At 70.7% G+C, this 16,744-nt stretch carries 17 protein-coding genes and 2 riboswitches; of the genes, 12 read left to right on the top strand and 5 right to left on the bottom strand.

From position 1 onward, the window contains the following. Window positions 1–66 precede the first annotated feature (66 nt). The 4 genes from SRB5_RS11320 to SRB5_RS11305 all read right to left on the bottom strand — a co-directional run bounded on the left by SRB5_RS11320 (window position 67) and on the right by SRB5_RS11305 (window position 3,784). A complete protein-coding gene (locus SRB5_RS11320; protein ID WP_153451481.1) occupies window positions 67–1,065 on the bottom strand; it encodes an ABC transporter permease in 999 nt (332 codons plus the stop codon). 418 nt (window positions 1,066–1,483) lie between these two features. Continuing rightward, window positions 1,484–2,242 carry an enhanced serine sensitivity protein SseB C-terminal domain-containing protein gene (locus tag SRB5_RS11315; protein WP_153451480.1) on the bottom strand — a complete coding sequence of 253 codons (759 nt, stop codon included), beginning with the start codon at window positions 2,240–2,242 and terminating at the stop codon, window positions 1,484–1,486. A gap of 142 nt (window positions 2,243–2,384) precedes the next feature. Next, window positions 2,385–3,143 (bottom strand): enhanced serine sensitivity protein SseB C-terminal domain-containing protein, encoded by a 759-nt coding sequence (locus SRB5_RS11310; RefSeq protein WP_323377718.1) that lies wholly within the window; start codon window positions 3,141–3,143, stop codon window positions 2,385–2,387. Window positions 3,144–3,181: 38 nt separating this feature from the next. Next, window positions 3,182–3,784: an AAA family ATPase gene (locus SRB5_RS11305; protein ID WP_323377717.1), complete on the bottom strand. Its 603-nt coding sequence runs from the start codon at window positions 3,782–3,784 to the stop codon at window positions 3,182–3,184. A gap of 132 nt (window positions 3,785–3,916) precedes the next feature. Further along, window positions 3,917–4,018: riboswitch (glycine riboswitch) on the top strand. Continuing rightward, a riboswitch (glycine riboswitch) is annotated at window positions 4,019–4,125 on the top strand. Between the two features lie 37 nt (window positions 4,126–4,162). Between SRB5_RS11305 and gcvT the strand changes: the two genes are divergently transcribed. The 6 genes from gcvT to SRB5_RS11275 all read left to right on the top strand — a co-directional run bounded on the left by gcvT (window position 4,163) and on the right by SRB5_RS11275 (window position 9,335). Further along, the gene (gene gcvT, locus SRB5_RS11300) at window positions 4,163–5,293 is read left to right on the top strand and encodes a glycine cleavage system aminomethyltransferase GcvT (RefSeq protein WP_153451476.1); all 1,131 of its coding nucleotides are present in this window, start codon (window positions 4,163–4,165) and stop codon (window positions 5,291–5,293) included. A gap of 55 nt (window positions 5,294–5,348) precedes the next feature. Further along, entirely contained in the window at window positions 5,349–5,726 is a 378-nt protein-coding gene (gene gcvH / locus SRB5_RS11295) for a glycine cleavage system protein GcvH (RefSeq protein ID WP_153451474.1), read from the top strand. Window positions 5,727–5,734: 8 nt separating this feature from the next. Beyond that, complete coding sequence (gene glyA / locus SRB5_RS11290) at window positions 5,735–7,006, top strand: serine hydroxymethyltransferase (protein ID WP_153451473.1); 1,272 nt, start codon at window positions 5,735–5,737, stop codon at window positions 7,004–7,006. 116 nt (window positions 7,007–7,122) lie between these two features. Next, the gene (locus tag SRB5_RS11285; RefSeq protein ID WP_323377716.1) at window positions 7,123–8,505 is read left to right on the top strand and encodes an L-serine ammonia-lyase; all 1,383 of its coding nucleotides are present in this window, start codon (window positions 7,123–7,125) and stop codon (window positions 8,503–8,505) included. Window positions 8,506–8,685: 180 nt separating this feature from the next. Then, window positions 8,686–8,916 carry a FitA-like ribbon-helix-helix domain-containing protein gene (locus tag SRB5_RS11280; RefSeq protein WP_153451471.1) on the top strand — a complete coding sequence of 77 codons (231 nt, stop codon included), beginning with the start codon at window positions 8,686–8,688 and terminating at the stop codon, window positions 8,914–8,916. Next, the gene (locus tag SRB5_RS11275) at window positions 8,913–9,335 is read left to right on the top strand and encodes a type II toxin-antitoxin system VapC family toxin (RefSeq protein ID WP_153451469.1); all 423 of its coding nucleotides are present in this window, start codon (window positions 8,913–8,915) and stop codon (window positions 9,333–9,335) included. The genes SRB5_RS11280 and SRB5_RS11275 overlap by 4 nt, the downstream gene beginning before the upstream one ends. A gap of 183 nt (window positions 9,336–9,518) precedes the next feature. Here SRB5_RS11275 and SRB5_RS11270 read toward each other — a convergent pair whose 3' ends face one another. Then, window positions 9,519–9,914: an ATP-binding protein gene (locus tag SRB5_RS11270; protein ID WP_153451467.1), complete on the bottom strand. Its 396-nt coding sequence runs from the start codon at window positions 9,912–9,914 to the stop codon at window positions 9,519–9,521. A gap of 667 nt (window positions 9,915–10,581) precedes the next feature. Between SRB5_RS11270 and SRB5_RS36395 the strand changes: the two genes are divergently transcribed. The 6 genes from SRB5_RS36395 to SRB5_RS11240 all read left to right on the top strand — a co-directional run bounded on the left by SRB5_RS36395 (window position 10,582) and on the right by SRB5_RS11240 (window position 16,735). Further along, window positions 10,582–11,154, top strand: coding sequence for a hypothetical protein (locus SRB5_RS36395; protein WP_228389952.1), 573 nt, complete (start codon window positions 10,582–10,584; stop codon window positions 11,152–11,154). A gap of 4 nt (window positions 11,155–11,158) precedes the next feature. Beyond that, window positions 11,159–11,470: a 4a-hydroxytetrahydrobiopterin dehydratase gene (locus SRB5_RS11260; protein ID WP_323377778.1), complete on the top strand. Its 312-nt coding sequence runs from the start codon at window positions 11,159–11,161 to the stop codon at window positions 11,468–11,470. Between the two features lie 483 nt (window positions 11,471–11,953). Then, window positions 11,954–12,751 (top strand): AfsR/SARP family transcriptional regulator, encoded by a 798-nt coding sequence (locus SRB5_RS11255; protein ID WP_153451466.1) that lies wholly within the window; start codon window positions 11,954–11,956, stop codon window positions 12,749–12,751. A 188-nt stretch (window positions 12,752–12,939) separates the two neighbouring features. Next, window positions 12,940–14,910 carry a potassium transporter Kup gene (locus SRB5_RS11250; RefSeq protein ID WP_323377715.1) on the top strand — a complete coding sequence of 657 codons (1,971 nt, stop codon included), beginning with the start codon at window positions 12,940–12,942 and terminating at the stop codon, window positions 14,908–14,910. Between the two features lie 132 nt (window positions 14,911–15,042). Beyond that, on the top strand, window positions 15,043–16,290 hold the full coding sequence (locus tag SRB5_RS11245) for a cation:proton antiporter (RefSeq protein WP_323377714.1): 1,248 nt from the start codon (window positions 15,043–15,045) through the stop codon (window positions 16,288–16,290). Beyond that, entirely contained in the window at window positions 16,277–16,735 is a 459-nt protein-coding gene (locus SRB5_RS11240) for a CBS domain-containing protein (RefSeq protein ID WP_153451464.1), read from the top strand. The genes SRB5_RS11245 and SRB5_RS11240 overlap by 14 nt, the downstream gene beginning before the upstream one ends. Window positions 16,736–16,744: the final 9 nt, after the last annotated feature.

Raw genomic sequence — 16,744 nt, 5'->3', positions numbered from 1 at the left:
CCTGCGCTCCGGGCCACCTGCCTGTCCGGAACGTTGGTGCGTGTGAAACGGGTGGAACTGCAGGGCTCACCGGGAGCCCTTCGGGTCGAGCGCGTCACGCACGCCGTCGCCGAAGAGGTTGAAGGCCAGCACCGTGATGAAGATGGCCATACCAGGAATGATCATGAACATCGGATCGGTCTCGTACGTGGTGATGGCCTTCGACAGCATCTGGCCCCACGAGGAGGTCGGCGCCTTCACCCCGACGCCCAGGAAGCTGAGCGCGGCCTCGGTGAGGATGTTCGTCGGGATCATCAGCGTCGTGTAGACGGTGATCGGCGCGATCAGGTTGGGCAGCAGCTCGCGGAAGAGGATGTACCCGCGGCCGGCGCCCAGGCTGGTGGCGGCCTCCACGTACTCGCGTTCGCGCAGCGAGAGGGTCTGGCCGCGCACGATGCGCGCCACGTAGGGCCAGCCGAAGAAGCCGATGACGACGACGAGTACCGCCATGCGGACGGCCGTTCCCTCGAAGCCCCAGATCTCGTTCGGGACGACGGAGACGAGCGCGATGGTGAAGAGCAGCTGGGGGAACGCCAGCAGCATGTCCATCGTGCGGCTGATGATCGCGTCGACCCAGCCGCCGAAGAAGCCGGCGACGATCCCGAAGAGGGTGCCGAGGATGACGGCGAACACCGCGGCGAGGAACGCCACCAGCAGCGAGACCCGCGCGCCGTAGACGATCCGGCTGAAGATGTCGCGGCCGTTGATCGGCTCGACGCCGAAGAGGAAGTCCTTGGTGATACCGCCCCAGTCCTTGACCGGGGTGCCGAACAGCGGGTCTATCTGGTCCTCGTGGAACTCGTCGGGCGGATGTCCGAACGCGTCGACGATGAGGGGGGCGAAGACCGCGACGAGGACCAGGAAGACGACGATGACGCCGCCGGCGAGCGCGACCTTGTCGCGCTTCAGCCGGGTCCAGGCGATCCGCCAGGGCGACCGGCCCTCGATCGCCGCTGCCGGGACGTCGGCAGCCACATCGACGGCTGCGGTTTCCGCCGCGCTGGTGTCGTGCAAAGGTGCCGTCATGGTGGTGGGGAACCCCTCTCGGCCGGAGGTGACCGGCCCGGTACCTGCCGTATGGGTACGGCTGGTCGTCATCACTGGTGCAGGTGGTGCTGTGGTGCGCAGTCTCTGTCGAGTAGGTGTCGCGCCCGGAAACAGATAACCCTTGGTGCGGGAGTCTTCATCGGGCTCGCGATCACACACCAGTCCTGTCCGGGAATGGATGCGCAACCGTGATGTGCGATGCCGGTTTCCGTTATACGGACACTCGTAGGGACTGAGCGGATGCATGACGGACATTCCGACCCGCCGAACTCACGGCGAAGCGGGGCGGATCGGACGGATCAGTCTCAGGATGTGACGGCAGCCGTACGGCACGCTTCCCGGCCCGCCGGGGCGTGAAACCAACCGGTAGGTATCGGCTGCGACTCGGTGGGGCGGCTCAGTAGGACGCGGGGGCGGCGCCGGGGTTCCAGCCCGGGGCCGGGGGGTAGCCGTAGCCCGACGGCGGGGCGGCCGGACCGCCGCCGAAGGCGCCGCGGTCGAAGAACGGACGGGCGTTCGCCCGCATCCACATCGCCACCGGGTCGTAGTCGTCGGCGAGCGCGACGGAGGACACCGGCAGCCCGGAGGGCACGGCGGCGACGGAGTCCTGCATCATCCGGCGGGCGGAGGTCACCGACTGGTCACCGGTGTCGTACAGGTCGAGGCCGATGGCGAGATACGGCTCGCCGAGCGCCGGCTGCACCCAGGCGCGGCTCAGCGTGCGTACGGCGGGGGTGCGGTGGGCGTTCTGGCCGAGGAGGGCGTAGAACTGCTGGACGTCCACGGAGGGTTCGGAGATCCGCAGCGGGCCGGCCGGGAGGGACGTGAGACCCCCGGCGACACGGCGCAGATCCAGCCACGGGATACCGACGCCGCCGCCGGGAGCGTGCGGGTCGAGCCACAGGCCCCAGCGGTCGGGGTAGAGGGCGGCGGCGATGTCACGGCCGGAGATCGCCTCGTGCGCCCGCGTCCAGCCGCTGCGCCCGAGCTCCGCCTCGCCGGTGACACAGGGGGCGTAGCCGAGGCCGGCCACCTCCATGCCGCCGTACTGGGCGTCGGGGGCACCCGGCCGGCCCTGCCAGAGCAGCATCCAGACCCGGCCGTCGTGCAGGGCGGTGAGCAGCTGCTCGTACGCCTCGTAGCGGCCCGGGGCCATATCGCCCACCAGTCGGCCGAGACCTGTCTGTCCGCCCCCGTTCACAATCCCCTCCAGCGTGTGCGCCCGCGGTCATCCAACCAGGTTAGAGCGTGCGGCTGAAGCCCCGGGGGTCGGCCGGTGCGTACCGCGTGGCGTGCCGTCAGCCGGCTGGCGCGAAGAACGGGCGGACCTTGGCGCGCATCCAGTCGGTGACCGGGTCGTCCGCCGCGTCGAGGAACACCAGCTGCACCTCCCACGGCACCGGGTGCGCCGCCAGCGCGCGCCCCAGCGCCGCCAGGGCCGCGTCCCGCGCGCCGGGGTCGGACAGCTCGATGCCGACGAACAGCTGCGGCGCCCCGGCCTCGACGCTCGCCAGTCCCCGGCGCGCGGTCAGCACGCCCGGCGTGTGCCCGAACTCCGTGCGCGCCGCGGTGAGGAAGTCCACCGGGTCGTCCTGCCAGTCCGGCTCGTACAGCCGCACCCGCCCCCCGCTGGGCGCCCCGGGCACCCCCGACTGCGCCGAGCGGTCCCGGGCCAGCTCGGCCACCGCGGCGGGCGGCAGCGGGACACCGACCGCGCCGCCCGGGTTCACCGCCAGGCCCAGCTGCGGCGGCAGACCGCGGGCGAACTCGCGGGCGGGGGCGACCGTGAACGACATATGGGCGCCGACGACCGTCCGGAACTGCTCCGCGGAGGAGAAGACCGGGACGTACGGGGCCCCGCCGATCTCCGTCGTCGGCAGCCTCAGCGACCGGCTGTCCGGACCGCCGCCCTCGGGCAGCGGCACCCACAGGCTGCTGCGCCCCAGCACCTCCACGAGCCGCGGCATCGCGCCGGGGGTGCCCAGGGCGGCCTGGAGGACCTCCTCCAGCTCGTTCACGGGGAAAGACGGTTCGGGAAGCTGATCCGGGTAACTCACCCGGGCACGATAGCGCGGCGCACCGACAGGACACGGGGCTACTCGAACCGCACCGCGCGCACCCGGTCCGCCGCCCCCCGGTCCAGCACCGTCACCGGGAAGCGCGTCCGGCCGTCCGCCGCCGCGGCCAGCAGCCGCCCCACCGCGCGCCGGTGCCGGGCGAAGGCGTACCGCGACACCGTGCGCCCGCGCGCCGCCTGGCCGTCCAGGGCGGTGCCCGGCGGGACGTCGAGGACCACCAGATGCATCCCGCGCCCCCCGCGCCGCACCGACCACGCGATCCAGCCGCGCACCCAGGGCAGCACCCCGCAGTCGTGCACCACCAGGCTGCGTCCCGTCCGCAGGGCGCGGAGCAGCCCCAGATAGTGGGCGACGCGCACCAGCGGCCGGTACGCGGCGTACGGCAGCAGCCGCCCCGCCACACCGGCGTCCCAGCGGTCACGCACCGTCTGCGAATCGATCCGCCCCACCCCGTCCGGCACGGCCCGCCGGATGAGCGTGGACTTGCCGGAGCCGGGCAGCCCGGAGATCACCACGACGTCCCCCGCCGGATAGTTCAGCACCAGCGGGGGCGGCGGATCGGGCGCCGTCCTCTCCCGTGTCTCCCGGCCGTCCCGTACCACCGCCGGCGTGTGCTCCACGTCCTCGTCCCCCTCAGCTCGGTCGTACCGTGCAGCCTGGCAAGTCCCGGTCCGCGGGACAAGGAGGCATGCGGCCCCGGGTGGGCTCCGGGGCATGCGATGATGAGCCCCCTCAACTGCATACCGGCCGCTCGAATCCGCGCGGGAGAGTCCCGGGACCGCCGTGCGGCCGCCGGGCGCCGAAGGAGCAAGTCCCTCCCTGGAATCTCTCAGGCCCCGTACCGCGCGGGCGAGGCAGCTCTGAAAAGCGGGCACGCGACGCCGTGCCCCACCCAAGGTGCAAGCCATCCTCGACCGAGGCTGTGGCGAACCTCTCAGGTACCGATGACAGAGGGGGAGGATGTATCCGCCCACCCCTGTCTGTCCTGGAGCCTGACCATGACCGATACCGCATCCTCCGCAGGGCCCCGTCTGACGGCGCTCGACGCCGTGCACCGCGCGCTCGGCGCGACCATGACCGACTTCGCCGGCTGGGACATGCCGCTGCGCTACGGCAGCGAGCGCGACGAGCACAACGCCGTACGCACCCGCGCCGGCCTCTTCGACCTCTCCCACATGGGCGAGATCACCGTCTTTGGCCCGCAGGCCGGTGAGCTCCTGGACCACGCCCTGGTCGGCCGGCTCTCCGTGCTGGGCCCCGGCCGCGCCCGCTACACCATGATCTGCCGCGAGGACGGCGGCATCCTGGACGACCTGATCGTCTACCGGCTCGCCGACCAGGAGTTCATGGTCGTCGCCAACGCCTCCAACGCCCAGGTCGTGCTCGACGCCCTGACCGAGCGGGCCCCGGGCTTCGACGCCGAGGTACGCGACGACCGGGACGCGTACGCGCTGATCGCGGTGCAGGGGCCGGCGTCCCCGGCGATCCTGGCCTCCGTCACCGACGCGGATCTGGCGGGACTCAAGTACTACGCGGGTCTGCCCGGTACCGTCGCGGGCGTGCCGGCACTCGTCGCCCGGACCGGCTACACGGGCGAGGACGGCTTCGAGCTGTTCGTCCGCCCGGAGCACGCGGTGGCGCTCTGGGAGGCGCTCACGGCGGCCGGCAAGGACCACGGCCTGGTGCCGTGCGGTCTGTCGTGCCGTGACACGCTGCGACTGGAGGCGGGTATGCCGCTCTACGGGCACGAGCTCAGCACCGATCTGACGCCGTTCGACGCCGGGCTGGGCCGGGTCGTCAAGTTCGACAAGCCGGGTGACTTCGTCGGGCGCAAGGCCCTGGAGCAGGCCGCCGAGCGCGCCGGGCAGGCGCCGCCGCGGGTGCTCGTCGGGCTGGTCGCCGAGGGGCGGCGGGTGCCGCGCGCCGGGTTCGACGTGGTCGCCGGCGGTGCCGTCGTCGGGCAGGTCACCTCCGGCGCTCCCTCCCCCACGCTGGGCAAGCCGATCGCGATGGCGTACGTCGACGCCGCGCACGCCGCGCCGGGCACCGCCGGCGTCGCGGTGGACATCCGCGGCACCCATGAGCCGTACCAGGTCGTGGCCCTGCCGTTCTACAAGCGCGAGCGCTGACCCGCCCGTACCCTCCCGGCACGCAGCACATCCACCCATCCAGGAGAATCACCCCATGAGCAACCCCACGCAGCACCGCTACAGCAAGGAACACGAGTGGCTGTCCCCCGCCGAGGACGGCGTGGCCACCGTCGGCATCACGGCGCACGCCGCGGACGCGCTCGGTGACGTGGTCTTCGTCCAGCTGCCCGCGGTCGGCGACACCGTGACCGCCGGCGAGTCCTGCGGCGAGCTGGAGTCCACGAAGTCCGTGAGCGACCTGTACGCCCCGGTCAGCGGTGAGGTCACCGCGATCAACGACGATGTCGCCGCCGACCCGGCCCTGGTGAACAGCGCGCCCTTCGAGGGCGGCTGGCTGTTCAAGGTCAGGATCGACGGCGAGCCGCAGGACCTGATGACCGCCGACGAGTACACCGCGTTCACCGCGGGCTAGGACCGACGATGACGAATCTTCTGAACGGCTCCCTGCACGAGGTCGACCCGGACGTCGCGGCGGCCGTCGACTCGGAGCTGAAGCGCCAGCAGTCGACCCTGGAGATGATCGCCTCCGAGAACTTCGCGCCCGTCGCGGTCCTCGAGGCGCAGGGCTCGGTGCTGACGAACAAGTACGCCGAGGGCTACCCGGGCCGCCGCTACTACGGCGGCTGCGAGTACGTCGACGTGGTCGAGGACCTCGCCCGGGAACGGATCAAGGCGCTGTTCGGCGCCGAGGCCGCGAACGTGCAGCCGCACTCCGGCGCGTCCGCGAACGCCGCGGCGATGTTCGCGGTGCTCAAGCCCGGGGACACCATCCTGGGGCTGGATCTGGCGCACGGCGGGCATCTGACCCACGGCATGAAGATCAACTTCTCCGGCAAGCTGTACGACGTGGCCGCGTACCACGTGGACGCCGAGAGCGGGCGGGTCGACATGGCCGAGGTCGAGCGCCTCGCCAAGGAGCACCGGCCGCAGCTGATCATCGCGGGCTGGTCGGCGTACCCGCGGCAGCTGGACTTCGCGGAGTTCCGGCGGATCGCGGACGAGGTCGGCGCGCTGCTCATGGTCGACATGGCGCACTTCGCCGGGCTGGTCGCGGCGGGGCTGCACCCGAACCCGGTGCCGTTCGCGGACATCGTGACGACCACCACGCACAAGACCCTGGGCGGTCCGCGCGGTGGCGTGATCCTGTCCAAGCAGGAGCTCGCCAAGAAGATCAACTCGGCGGTCTTCCCCGGTCAGCAGGGTGGTCCGCTGGAGCATGTGATCGCGGCGAAGGCGGTGTCGTTCAAGGTCGCCGCGTCCGGGGAGTTCAAGGAGCGCCAGCAGCGCACCCTGGAGGGCGCGAAGATCATCGCGGAGCGGCTGCTGCGGCCGGACGCGGCGGAGGCGGGCGTGTCCGTCCTGTCCGGCGGTACGGACGTCCACCTGGTCCTCGTCGACCTGCGCAACTCCGAGCTGGACGGCCAGCAGGCCGAGGACCGGCTGCACGCGGTGGGCATCACGGTCAACCGCAACGCCGTCCCGAACGACCCCCGGCCCCCGATGGTCACCTCGGGCCTGCGGATCGGCTCCCCGGCGCTGGCCACGCGCGGCTTCACGGCTGACGACTTCCGCGAGGTCGCGGACATCATCGCCGAGGTGCTGAAGCCGGGCTTCGACGAGGCCCGCACGGCGGAGCTCGCGGCGCGGGTCACCGCGCTGGCGGAGAAGCACCCGCTGTACCCGGGGCTGTAACCGGCGCTTGGCCCGCCCTCTCACCCTGGGGCGCACACTGGGGTGGGAGGGCGGTGTCGTGTGCGCCCCCTGCTTGTACGTACGACCCACGACAGGACAAAGGAGTCCGGACCACCGTGGCTATCTCCGTCTTCGACCTCTTCTCGATCGGCATCGGGCCGTCGAGCTCCCACACGGTCGGCCCGATGCGCGCCGCGCGGATGTTCGTCCGCCGGCTGAAGAACGAGGGGCTGCTCGCCCACACCACCGCTGTCCGCGCCGAGCTGTTCGGCTCCCTGGGCGCCACCGGCCACGGTCACGGCACCCCGAAGGCGGTCCTGCTGGGCCTGGAGGGCCACTCCCCGCGCACGGTGGACGTCGCGTGGGCGGACACGGAGGCCGAGCGGATCCGTACCAGCGGCACGCTGCACCTGCTGGGCGCCGCGATAGGCACGGACCATCCGATCGCCTTCGACACCGACCGTGACCTGGTCCTGCACCGGCGCCGCTCGCTTCCGTACCACGCGAACGGGATGACCCTCTTCGCGTACGACTCGACGGGCGCCCCCCTGCTGGAGAAGACGTACTACTCGGTCGGCGGCGGTTTCGTGGTCGACGAGGACGCGGTCGGCGAGGACCGCATCAAGCTGGACGACACGGTGCTGAAGTACCCCTTCCGCACCGGCGACGAGATGCTGCGGCTGACCCGTGAGACGGGGCTGTCGGTGTCCTCCCTGATGCTGGAGAACGAGAAGGCCTGGCGCACGGAGGACGAGATCCGCGCCGGGCTGCTGGAGATCTGGCGGGTGATGCGCGAGTGCGTGGACCGCGGCATGTCGGTGGAGGGCATCCTCCCCGGCGGCCTGAAGGTCCGCCGCCGGGCCGCGAAGACGGCACGCCAGCTGCGCGCCGAGGGCGACCGCGCGCAGCACGCGATGGAGTGGACGACGCTGTACGCGATGGCGGTGAACGAGGAGAACGCGGCGGGCGGCCGGGTGGTCACGGCCCCGACGAACGGCGCGGCGGGCATCATCCCGGCGGTCCTGCACTACGCCCGGGCGTTCGTCCCGGGGGTGGACGACGACGCGATCGTACGGTTCCTGCTGGCGGCCGGGGCCATCGGCATGCTGTTCAAGGAGAACGCCTCGATCTCCGGCGCGGAGGTCGGCTGCCAGGGGGAGGTCGGCTCGGCCTGCTCGATGGCGGCGGGCGGCCTGGCGGAGCTCCTGGGCGGCACCCCGGAGCAGGTGGAGAACGCGGCGGAGATCGGCATCGAACACAACCTGGGCCTGACCTGCGACCCGGTGGGCGGCCTGGTCCAGATCCCGTGCATCGAGCGCAACGGCATGGCGGCGGTCAAGGCGGTCACGGCGGCCCGCATGGCCCTGCGGGGCGACGGCCGGCATCACGTCTCGCTGGACAAGGCGATCAAGACGATGCGGGAGACGGGGGCGGACATGAAGGTCAAGTACAAGGAGACGGCCCGGGGCGGGCTGGCGGTGAACGTCATCGAGTGCTGACGGGGTGGGATTGACCTGCGCGTTCATGTCTTTGTGCGCCGTCTGGGCCTTCCCTGCGCACGCCACGGAAAGAGGCACCGGCCTTCCGGCCACTCGCCGTACGGGCAAGTCACCACCGGTCCGCAGTGCGACCACTCCCCGGTAGCTGCATATTGCCTGCATCGCCGCTAAAATGAAGGCATGACTGCGATCACGATCCGGGACGTCCCGGACGACACCCTCAACGCCCTGAAGGTCCGCGCCGCACAAGCGGGCAAGTCGCTCCAGGCGTACGCCCTTGAGCTACTCGCACGGGACGCCGCCAAGCCCACCCTCGCGGACATGGCCGCACGGCTGGAGCGCGAAACCCGCACCGAGCTCGGCACGACCGACATCCTCGACGCCATTGAGGACGGGCGGAACCGACGTTGATCGTCATTGACTGCTCCAGCCTTGTGCATTTCCTCCTTGACCACGGAAAAACCGGCACCGCGATCCGTGAGCGGGTCGGCCGCGCCGACACTCTCGCGGCGCCCGGTCTGCTGGACTACGAGATCACCTCGGCCGTCTTCGGACTTTCGCGCGGCCGACGAGGGAACGAACCGAAGATCACGGAAAAGGAGGCGGTGAAGGCAATCGCCGACTACCAGACTCTGGCTCTCGACCTGCGCCCCACGCTGGTCCTGTGGAAGCGCGTACGCACGCTGTCGAACAACCTCTCCGTCTACGACGCACATTACGTGGCCCTCGCCGAGAGCTTCGGTGTTCCGCTGATCACCAGCGACGCCAGAATCGAGCGAAGCGGGGCTGCACGCTGCACGATCGAGACGTTCGAGGCATCCAGCACCTGACCCCGGCAGGGCGGTGCGCCGGGCCACCACCGAGGCGGTCGTCCGTCCGACGTCGCCCTGCCATTCCGCCGGGCGGTACTGGAGTTCCCGCCCCCGGCAACCCCGCTCGCCCACCCCCGGGTGGCTCCTCGGAAGCTCCCACACCACACCGTGATCATTCCGAGCCAGGGCGTGGGGGTCGGGTCAACACCCGCAAGAACCCCGGGGTGGAGCGAGGACCGGGCTACATAGTGGGGTGAGGCGGGCACGTACGATCTTTCCGCCCGTTTCGCGCAGGAAGAAGGCCAGTTCGGCGCCAAGGAGCGTAAGGAACCACAGCTCACGCCCGGATTCCCGATCGCATGCGGGCGTCGAGGTCAGGACTTCGGCAAAGTTCGGGAAGGCGCCGAGTGGATCCGATACCTCGATCACCAATTCGCCTGTCGCAAGCAGTAGTAGCTTGAGCCCGAGGTCCTGATCGATGACCCGTGCATGCCTGATCGCGTTGGTCACCAGCTCGAAGACCACGAGCGTGGCGTCCTCCACCTCACCGGGCCAGCACCACTGGGCGAGCGATTCGCCGGGTGTGTATGCGGGCAAGGGCGACGGATCCGTGCACCATCGCGTAGCGCATGGCGCACTCCCGTGCATCGGCTTCGGAAACCGCTGCGCCGCTGGTGACGGGGTGAGTCGGCTGGTTCTGCCCTCGCTGAATTGTCACTGTTGCGGGCCGCTCGCCTCCGACGCGGATGGCGATCGACGGAGGCAGCTTCGAGTGGACTTACCGCACACGGCCGGCAGTTGCTCGGTGACCGGCACTTCAACGTCTCGCCACACACATGGCGCCGCTGGGAGTCGCAACGCCCCGGCTGGCCGTCCGACGAGACAGCCCTCGTACTCCATGACGCCTTCGGGCGCTGGCCCGAGGATCTGGGCTTCACCCCACCCCCGGATTGGATTCGACCCGAGCATCACGAAGAGGCGGACGTGGAGCGGGGCACATTCGTGTCGGTCACGGCTGCGGCGCTTGTCACTGGGCCCGTACCCCGACGTCACGTCGATCCGGCGCTGGTCCGCTATTTCCAGGAGCAGTTGGAGGGGCACTACCGGGCCGATATGTTCCTCGGTCCCCACGATCTGATCGGGACCGTCTCGGCGCAGTACGAGCTGATCGATCGCCTCGTGCGTAGTGCCACAGGTGAGACACGGATCGGACTGCTGCGCGTCGGGACCGCCTACGCCGCGCTGGTCGGCCGGCTCTACCAGGGTGAGGACCGACCTGGGCGATGGGCTCGGTGTGATCGACCTGTGCGAAGCGGTTCTGTCGGAAGCGCGCCGCGTGGTGCCCAAGGTCCGCCTCATGGCGCTGCAGCAGCAGGCGCACGGGGCCAGCCTGACCGGCGACCGCCATGCGGTCGATCAGCTCATCGGCGAAGCCGACCGCGTTCTCGTCCTCGTCGACGACGATCTCCCCTGGGGCAACGCGTGCCGTCGTACCCCCGGTTATCTGGAGGTTCAGCGGGCGACGTGCTACGGCCGGCTGGGCGCCGACGCCGACGCGAACGGACTGTGGGCTCAGGTGTTGGAGGCTGTCCCCCGCACAGCGAGACGGGATCAGGGCGTATACCTGGCCCGGTACGCCACCTCCGCAGCCGCCTCCGGGCACCCTGACCAAGCTCTGGAGCTCGTCCGTAAGGCGGCGGCGATCGCGGCCGAGACGCGCTCGGCGCGCATGTTGCGGGAGTTGTCCGCCGTTCGACGAGCGATGGAGCCGTGGCTCGATACCTCGGTCGGCCGGGATCTGGACGACGCTCTGGCACCTGTGAGTGAGAGGGGATGACGTGGTGGAAGGTCTGGACATACTCAGCGATTGCGAGGTCGCCGAGTACCTCGGGCAACGGCCCGGATGGCAGCGGGTCGGAAACGAGATCACTCGTTCTTTCGGAATCCGCTATCGCGGCGGCGTCGCGATGATCGTGCATGTATCCGACGTGGAGAGGCTGATCGGCCACCACGCGGACATTGATCTGCGTTGGGATCGGATTCGGTTCACCGTCACGACTCACGATGCGGGTCACCGGCTCACCGAGGCAGACTTCGACCTCGCCGAGCGGATCGACCGGATCGCCGCCGCTCACGACGCGCGGCCCCTGTAACGGCGGAGAACCCGTTCGTGACGGGCACCTCGTCCGCCGTCCCTCGTCCCGCCTGGTAAGACTCACCAAGTTGGGGGCAATTTCGGCGGCCGCGAGGTCCAGCAGGGGTTCGCACTTACAGTTGCCCTCTATCTGGATTCCATACCACCGAACGGTTTCTAATTTTTACCCTCAGCGAAGAAACAACCCCTCGTACATAACGGCCGATTAACGCACCATTTCCTAGAGTGGAACCCGGAAGAAGGCACCCCGAACCTCCTCTCGGAAGGAATTGTCATGAACAACAACCCGAACAACAACAACCGCAACAACGGCTGACCAGCCACCGCGGACCCCGGGGGGAGCCCGGCGGGAACCCCGCCCGGCTCCCCTCCTCTTGATGTCAGTTTGCGGCCATGTCAGCAAGGTGGCGCCCGGTCCCGATGACACCGCCACTGTGTCCTCGCTTGAGTAAGCCGTGTGACGACAAGGGAGGTAAGGGCGGTGTCCACAGGACGAGAGCCCTCGCTGGAGGCCCGTCTCCTGGGTGAGTTCACCCTGCTGATCGACGGCTGCGCGGCGGCGGTGCCGCGGGCGGGGAAGACCCGAAGACTCCTGCAGTGTCTGCTCGCCCGGCGGGGGCAGGTCGTGTCCTGTTCACAACTGCAGGACGTGCTCTGGCCGGAGACCGGGCTGGACGCCAGGTCGAGCTCCCTGCGGGTCGTCGTCCACTCCCTGCGCCGCCATCTCACCGGGAGCCGGCTCGCGGGGGCCGTCGAGGTCCGGCATCAGGACGGCGGTTACGTGCTCGAGGCCCCGGGGCTGGTCCTGGACTCCGAGAGCTTCGAGGCGGCGGCACGGGAGGGCAGCGCCGCCGAGTCGCGCGGCGACACCGCGTTCTCGGTCGCCGCGTACGAGCGCGCCCTGGCCCACTACCGGGGCGACTTCCTCCCCGGCGAATCCGGCCTCTGGGCCGAGGAGCCCCGCCAGTGGCTCCGGTCGATCGCCCTGCGGGCGCTGGACCGCCTCGCCCAGGAGGGGATCCGGCGGGGGACCGACGCGGCGGTCGTGCACTGGTGCCGGCGGATCGTGGCCATCGACCCGTACCGGGAGAGCGCGTACCAGGCCCTGATGATCTCGCACGGGCGACGCGGCGAACTGGGCTCGGTGCTGGCCTGGTACCGGATCTGTGCCCGCCGGCTGGAGGAGGACCTGGGCCTGTCGCCGGCGGCGGAGACCGAATCGCTGTTCCACGAGGCGATGCGCGGGGATCTGCGGATCCAGGCGCCGGTGCCCGTCTGAGGCTCGGACGGTCGGGGCCGGCCACCGAGGCCGCCGTGGCCGCGCTGCGGTTCGGGTTCGGGGTGCGGCGGCTGGAGCGGGCCGTTCGGGCGATACGCCGGGGCGCCGGGGCGCGAACGGGCGTATCGGGTGATCTTCGCCGGTATCGTGCCGCCGCGCGGCGGATGCCCGTGCCGAGGAGGAGCGCCGTGAGCCCACGTCATTCGCTGACCGTGTCCGCGGACGATCCCGAGGAGCGGCCCGGGCGCGGTGGCGTGGTGCGGGACGTGGTGCGGCCGGGGTTGGTCGTCGGGGCGCTGGGGGTGGTGTTCGGGGACATCGGGACCAGTCCGATCTACTCGCTGCAGACCCTCTTCAGCCCGGACGATCCGCATCCGGTGCCTGTGACCACCGGGAACGTGTACGGGGTCGTGTCGCTCGTCTTCTGGTCCGTCACCGTCGTCGTCACCGTCACCTACGTGTTCCTCGCCATGCGCGCCGACAACGACGGCGAGGGCGGGATCATGGCGCTCATCGGTCTGGTCCGGCGGGGCGGCGGCGGTGGGCGGGGGCGGCGGACGGCGGCCGTGCTGGCGGCGCTGGGGGTGTTCGGGGCCGCGCTGTTCTTCGGCGACAGCATGATCACCCCGGCGATCTCGGTGCTGTCCGCCGTGGAGGGGCTGGAGGTGGTCGAGCCGAAGCTGCACGAGTGGATCGTGCCGGTCACCGCGGTGATCATCCTGGCGCTGTTCCTGGTCCAGCGCCGGGGCACGGAGGCGGTCGGCCGGGCGTTCGGGCCGGTGATGATCGTCTGGTTCACGGCGATCGGCGCGCTGGGCGTCAACGGCATCACCGGTCATCCGGAGATCCTGCGGGCGCTGTCGCCGACGTACGCGCTGGGGTTCTTCTTCGGTCATTTCCACATCGCCTTCTTCGCCCTCGCGGCGGTCGTCCTCGCGGTCACCGGCGCGGAGGCGCTGTACGCGGACATGGGGCACTTCGGGCGGCGGTCGATCACCCGCGGGTGGCTGTTCCTGGTGTTCCCCGCGCTGATGCTCAACTACTTCGGGCAGGGCGCGGAGATCCTCGGTGATCCGGCGAAGATCTCGAGTCCGTTCTTCCTGCTGGTTCCCGGCTGGGGGCGGCTGCCGATGGTGCTGCTGGCCACGGTCGCCACCGTGATCGCCTCGCAGGCGGTCATCACGGGCGCGTACTCCGTCGCCTCCCAGGCCGTCCAGCTCGGCTATCTGCCGCGCCTGCGGATCACCCACACCTCCGAGTCCGAGCGCGGCCAGATCTATGTGCCGTGGATCAACTGGCTGCTGCTGGTCTCCGTCCTCACCCTGGTCTTCGCCTTCCGCACCTCCACCCGGCTGGCCTTCGCGTACGGCATGGCGGTCACCGCGACGATCACCACGACGACGCTGCTCTTCTTCTACGTGGCCCGCTCCCAGTGGCGCACCCCGCGGTGGCTCGTCGTCCCCGGCGCCGTCCTGCTGCTGACCGTGGACCTGCTGTTCCTCGCCGCCAACTTCACCAAGCTGCTGCACGGCGCCTGGCTGCCGCTGCTCATCGGGCTGACCGCGTTCACCGTGATGACAACCTGGCGGCGCGGCCGGAAGATCGTCACCGCCCGGCGCCGGGAGCGCGAGGGGCCGCTGCTCGGGTTCGTGGAGCGGCTGCGGGCGGCCCGGCCGCCGAAGGTGGTGACCGTGCCGGGCACGGCCGTGTTCCTCAACCGGGGCAAGGAGACCGCGCCCCTGGCCATGCGCGCCAACGTCGAGCGCAATCACGTACGGCACGAGCACGTGGTCGTCGTCTCGCTCGAGACCGAGCCCGTACCCCGTGTCCCCGACGGCGAGCGGACCGTGATCGACGCCCTCGGCGACCCCGACGACGGCATCACCCATGTCACCGCCCGCTACGGCTACATGGAGGACCGCGACGTCCCCGCCCTGCTGGCCACGCTCACCCCGGAGCAGACCGAGGGCGAGCTGGAGCTGGACGACGCGACGTACTTCCTGTCGAAGATCGAGCTGCGCCGCGGGCCCGAGCCCACGATGGCGCCCTGGCGGCTGCGGCTGTTCATCGCGACCTCGTATCTGACGGCCGACGCCGCCGACCACTTCGGCCTGCCCCGCGAGCGGACCGTCGTCATGGGCTCCCGGATCGACATCTGACCCCGCGGCGGGCTCCGGCGTGAGGGGACTGTCAAGACGGCGTCAAAGTCCGGTAAGGTCGGATGCGGTGTGCCGGGAAGTCTGGTCGGCGAACAGGGACAGCCCTCGTTTCGGCCGATCGGAGATTCCATCGTGGTACTCGTCGCCGTCTTCGGCGTGGCCTTGCTCATAGCCGTACTGCTGTCCGGTCTGGCAGCCCGCACCGTACTGTCCACCTCACTGCTGTTCCTGGTCGGCGGGGCGCTGGTCAGCGACGGCTTCCTCGGCCTCATCCACATCGGGCCCGACAGCGAAATCGTCTCCGTGACCGCCGATCTGGCGCTGTTCACGGTGCTGTTCAGCGACGGCATGCACGCCGCGCTGCCGCAGCTGAAGGCCAACTGGAAGAACCCGGCGCGCGCCCTGGGCCTGGGCATGCCGCTGGCGTTCCTCGGCACGGCGCTGCTCACGCACTATCTGGCGGGACTGGACTGGACGACGTCGTTCCTGGTGGGCGCGGTGCTGGCGCCCACGGACCCGGTGTTCGCCTCGGCGATCGTCTCGCGCAAGGAGGTCCCCGCCCGGCTGCGCGGGCTGCTGAACGTGGAGAGCGGCGTCAACGACGGGCTCGCGCTGCCGTTCGTACTGATCTTCCTCGCCGCGGCGGCCGAGAGGACCGGCGAGCACACCTCGCTGGGCGAGATCGCGCTGGAGCTGGTGCTGGGGCTGGCCTTCGGCATCGTGCTGCCGCTGGTGGTGAACTGGCTGATCCGGTTCCGGCTGCTGGGCGCGGAGCCGAAGCTGCAGCCGCTGCTGCCGCTGGCCGTCGGCGTGATCCTCTACGCCGCCTGCCATCTGACCCACGCCAACCCCTATCTGGCCGCGTTCTCCGCCGGCGCCGTGATCGCCACCGTGTCCCCGGAGGGCCACCGGGCCTTCGAGCCGCTCGGCGAGTCACTGGCCGAGCTGGCGAAGTTCGCCGCGCTGCTGGTCTTCGGCGCGCTGCTCACCCCGCAACTGTTCGGCGATCTGCCGGTGGGCGGCTATGTGGTGGCGGTGCTGTCGATCGTGCTGATCCGCCCGGCGTCGCTGCTGCTGTCGCTGTGGCGGGCCGGGGAGCTGACGCCGCGGGAGAAGTACGCGGCGGCCTGGTTCGGCCCGAAGGGCTTCGCCTCCGTGGTGTACGGGCTGCTGGTGCTCCAGGCCGGCATCCCCCAGGGAGAGCAGGCGTTCACCCTGATCGCGGTGTGCATCGCCTTCTCCATCGTGGCGCACTCCAGCACCGACGTACCGGTGGCCAGGATGTTCCACGTCGACGATCTGGTCGGCATCCCGGACGGCGACGACGCCGGCGCCGGGGAACCCACCGTACGGAAGGACTCCGACGATGCGCGCACGTGACATGGCCGTCGGCTACGAATCGGTCACCGTCGACAGCCCGGCGCTGGACGGGGCCCGGCTGCTGGCCGAGCACAGGCTGCCGGGCCTGCTCGTGCTGGACGGCGGGACACCGGTGGCCATCCTGCCCGCCTCCCAGCTGGTCAAGGTGATCGTGCCCGGCTACGTGATCGAGGATCCGGCGCTGGCGGCCGTGGTGGACGAGCGGCACGCGGACCGGCTCTGCGCGGCGCTGGCCGGCCGCACCGTCGGGGACTGCCTGCCGAACCCGGCCGTCGCGCCGCCGGTGGCCGCCCCCGACGACACCGCGCTGGAAGTGGCGGCGCTGATGGCCCGCGAGCGCAGCCCGCTGGTGGCGGTGGTGGACACCGACAAGGCGGGCCCGAATCTGCTGGGCGTCATCACCGCCTCCCAGCTTCTGCACCGGCTGCTGGCCGTCAACGACTGAGACCGACTG

The organism is Streptomyces smaragdinus (assembly GCF_009604385.1).
Classification (GTDB): domain Bacteria; phylum Actinomycetota; class Actinomycetes; order Streptomycetales; family Streptomycetaceae; genus Streptomyces; species Streptomyces smaragdinus.
Note: the sequence above shows the minus strand (reverse complement) of the source record. Positions and strands in the feature narration are given on the sequence as shown.

Excerpts from the sequence above, each read along its gene's own strand:
- SRB5_RS11280 (WP_153451471.1), top strand. The coding sequence starts at position 8,686 with ATGACTGCGATCACGATCCGGGACGTCCCGGACGACACCCTCAACGCC.
- SRB5_RS11320 (WP_153451481.1), bottom strand. The coding sequence starts at position 1,065 with ATGACGGCACCTTTGCACGACACCAGCGCGGCGGAAACCGCAGCCGTC.
- glyA (WP_153451473.1), top strand. The coding sequence starts at position 5,735 with ATGACGAATCTTCTGAACGGCTCCCTGCACGAGGTCGACCCGGACGTC.
- SRB5_RS11315 (WP_153451480.1), bottom strand. The coding sequence starts at position 2,242 with ATGGCCCCGGGCCGCTACGAGGCGTACGAGCAGCTGCTCACCGCCCTG.
- gcvH (WP_153451474.1), top strand. The coding sequence starts at position 5,349 with ATGAGCAACCCCACGCAGCACCGCTACAGCAAGGAACACGAGTGGCTG.
- gcvT (WP_153451476.1), top strand. The coding sequence starts at position 4,163 with ATGACCGATACCGCATCCTCCGCAGGGCCCCGTCTGACGGCGCTCGAC.
- SRB5_RS11240 (WP_153451464.1), top strand. The coding sequence starts at position 16,277 with ATGCGCGCACGTGACATGGCCGTCGGCTACGAATCGGTCACCGTCGAC.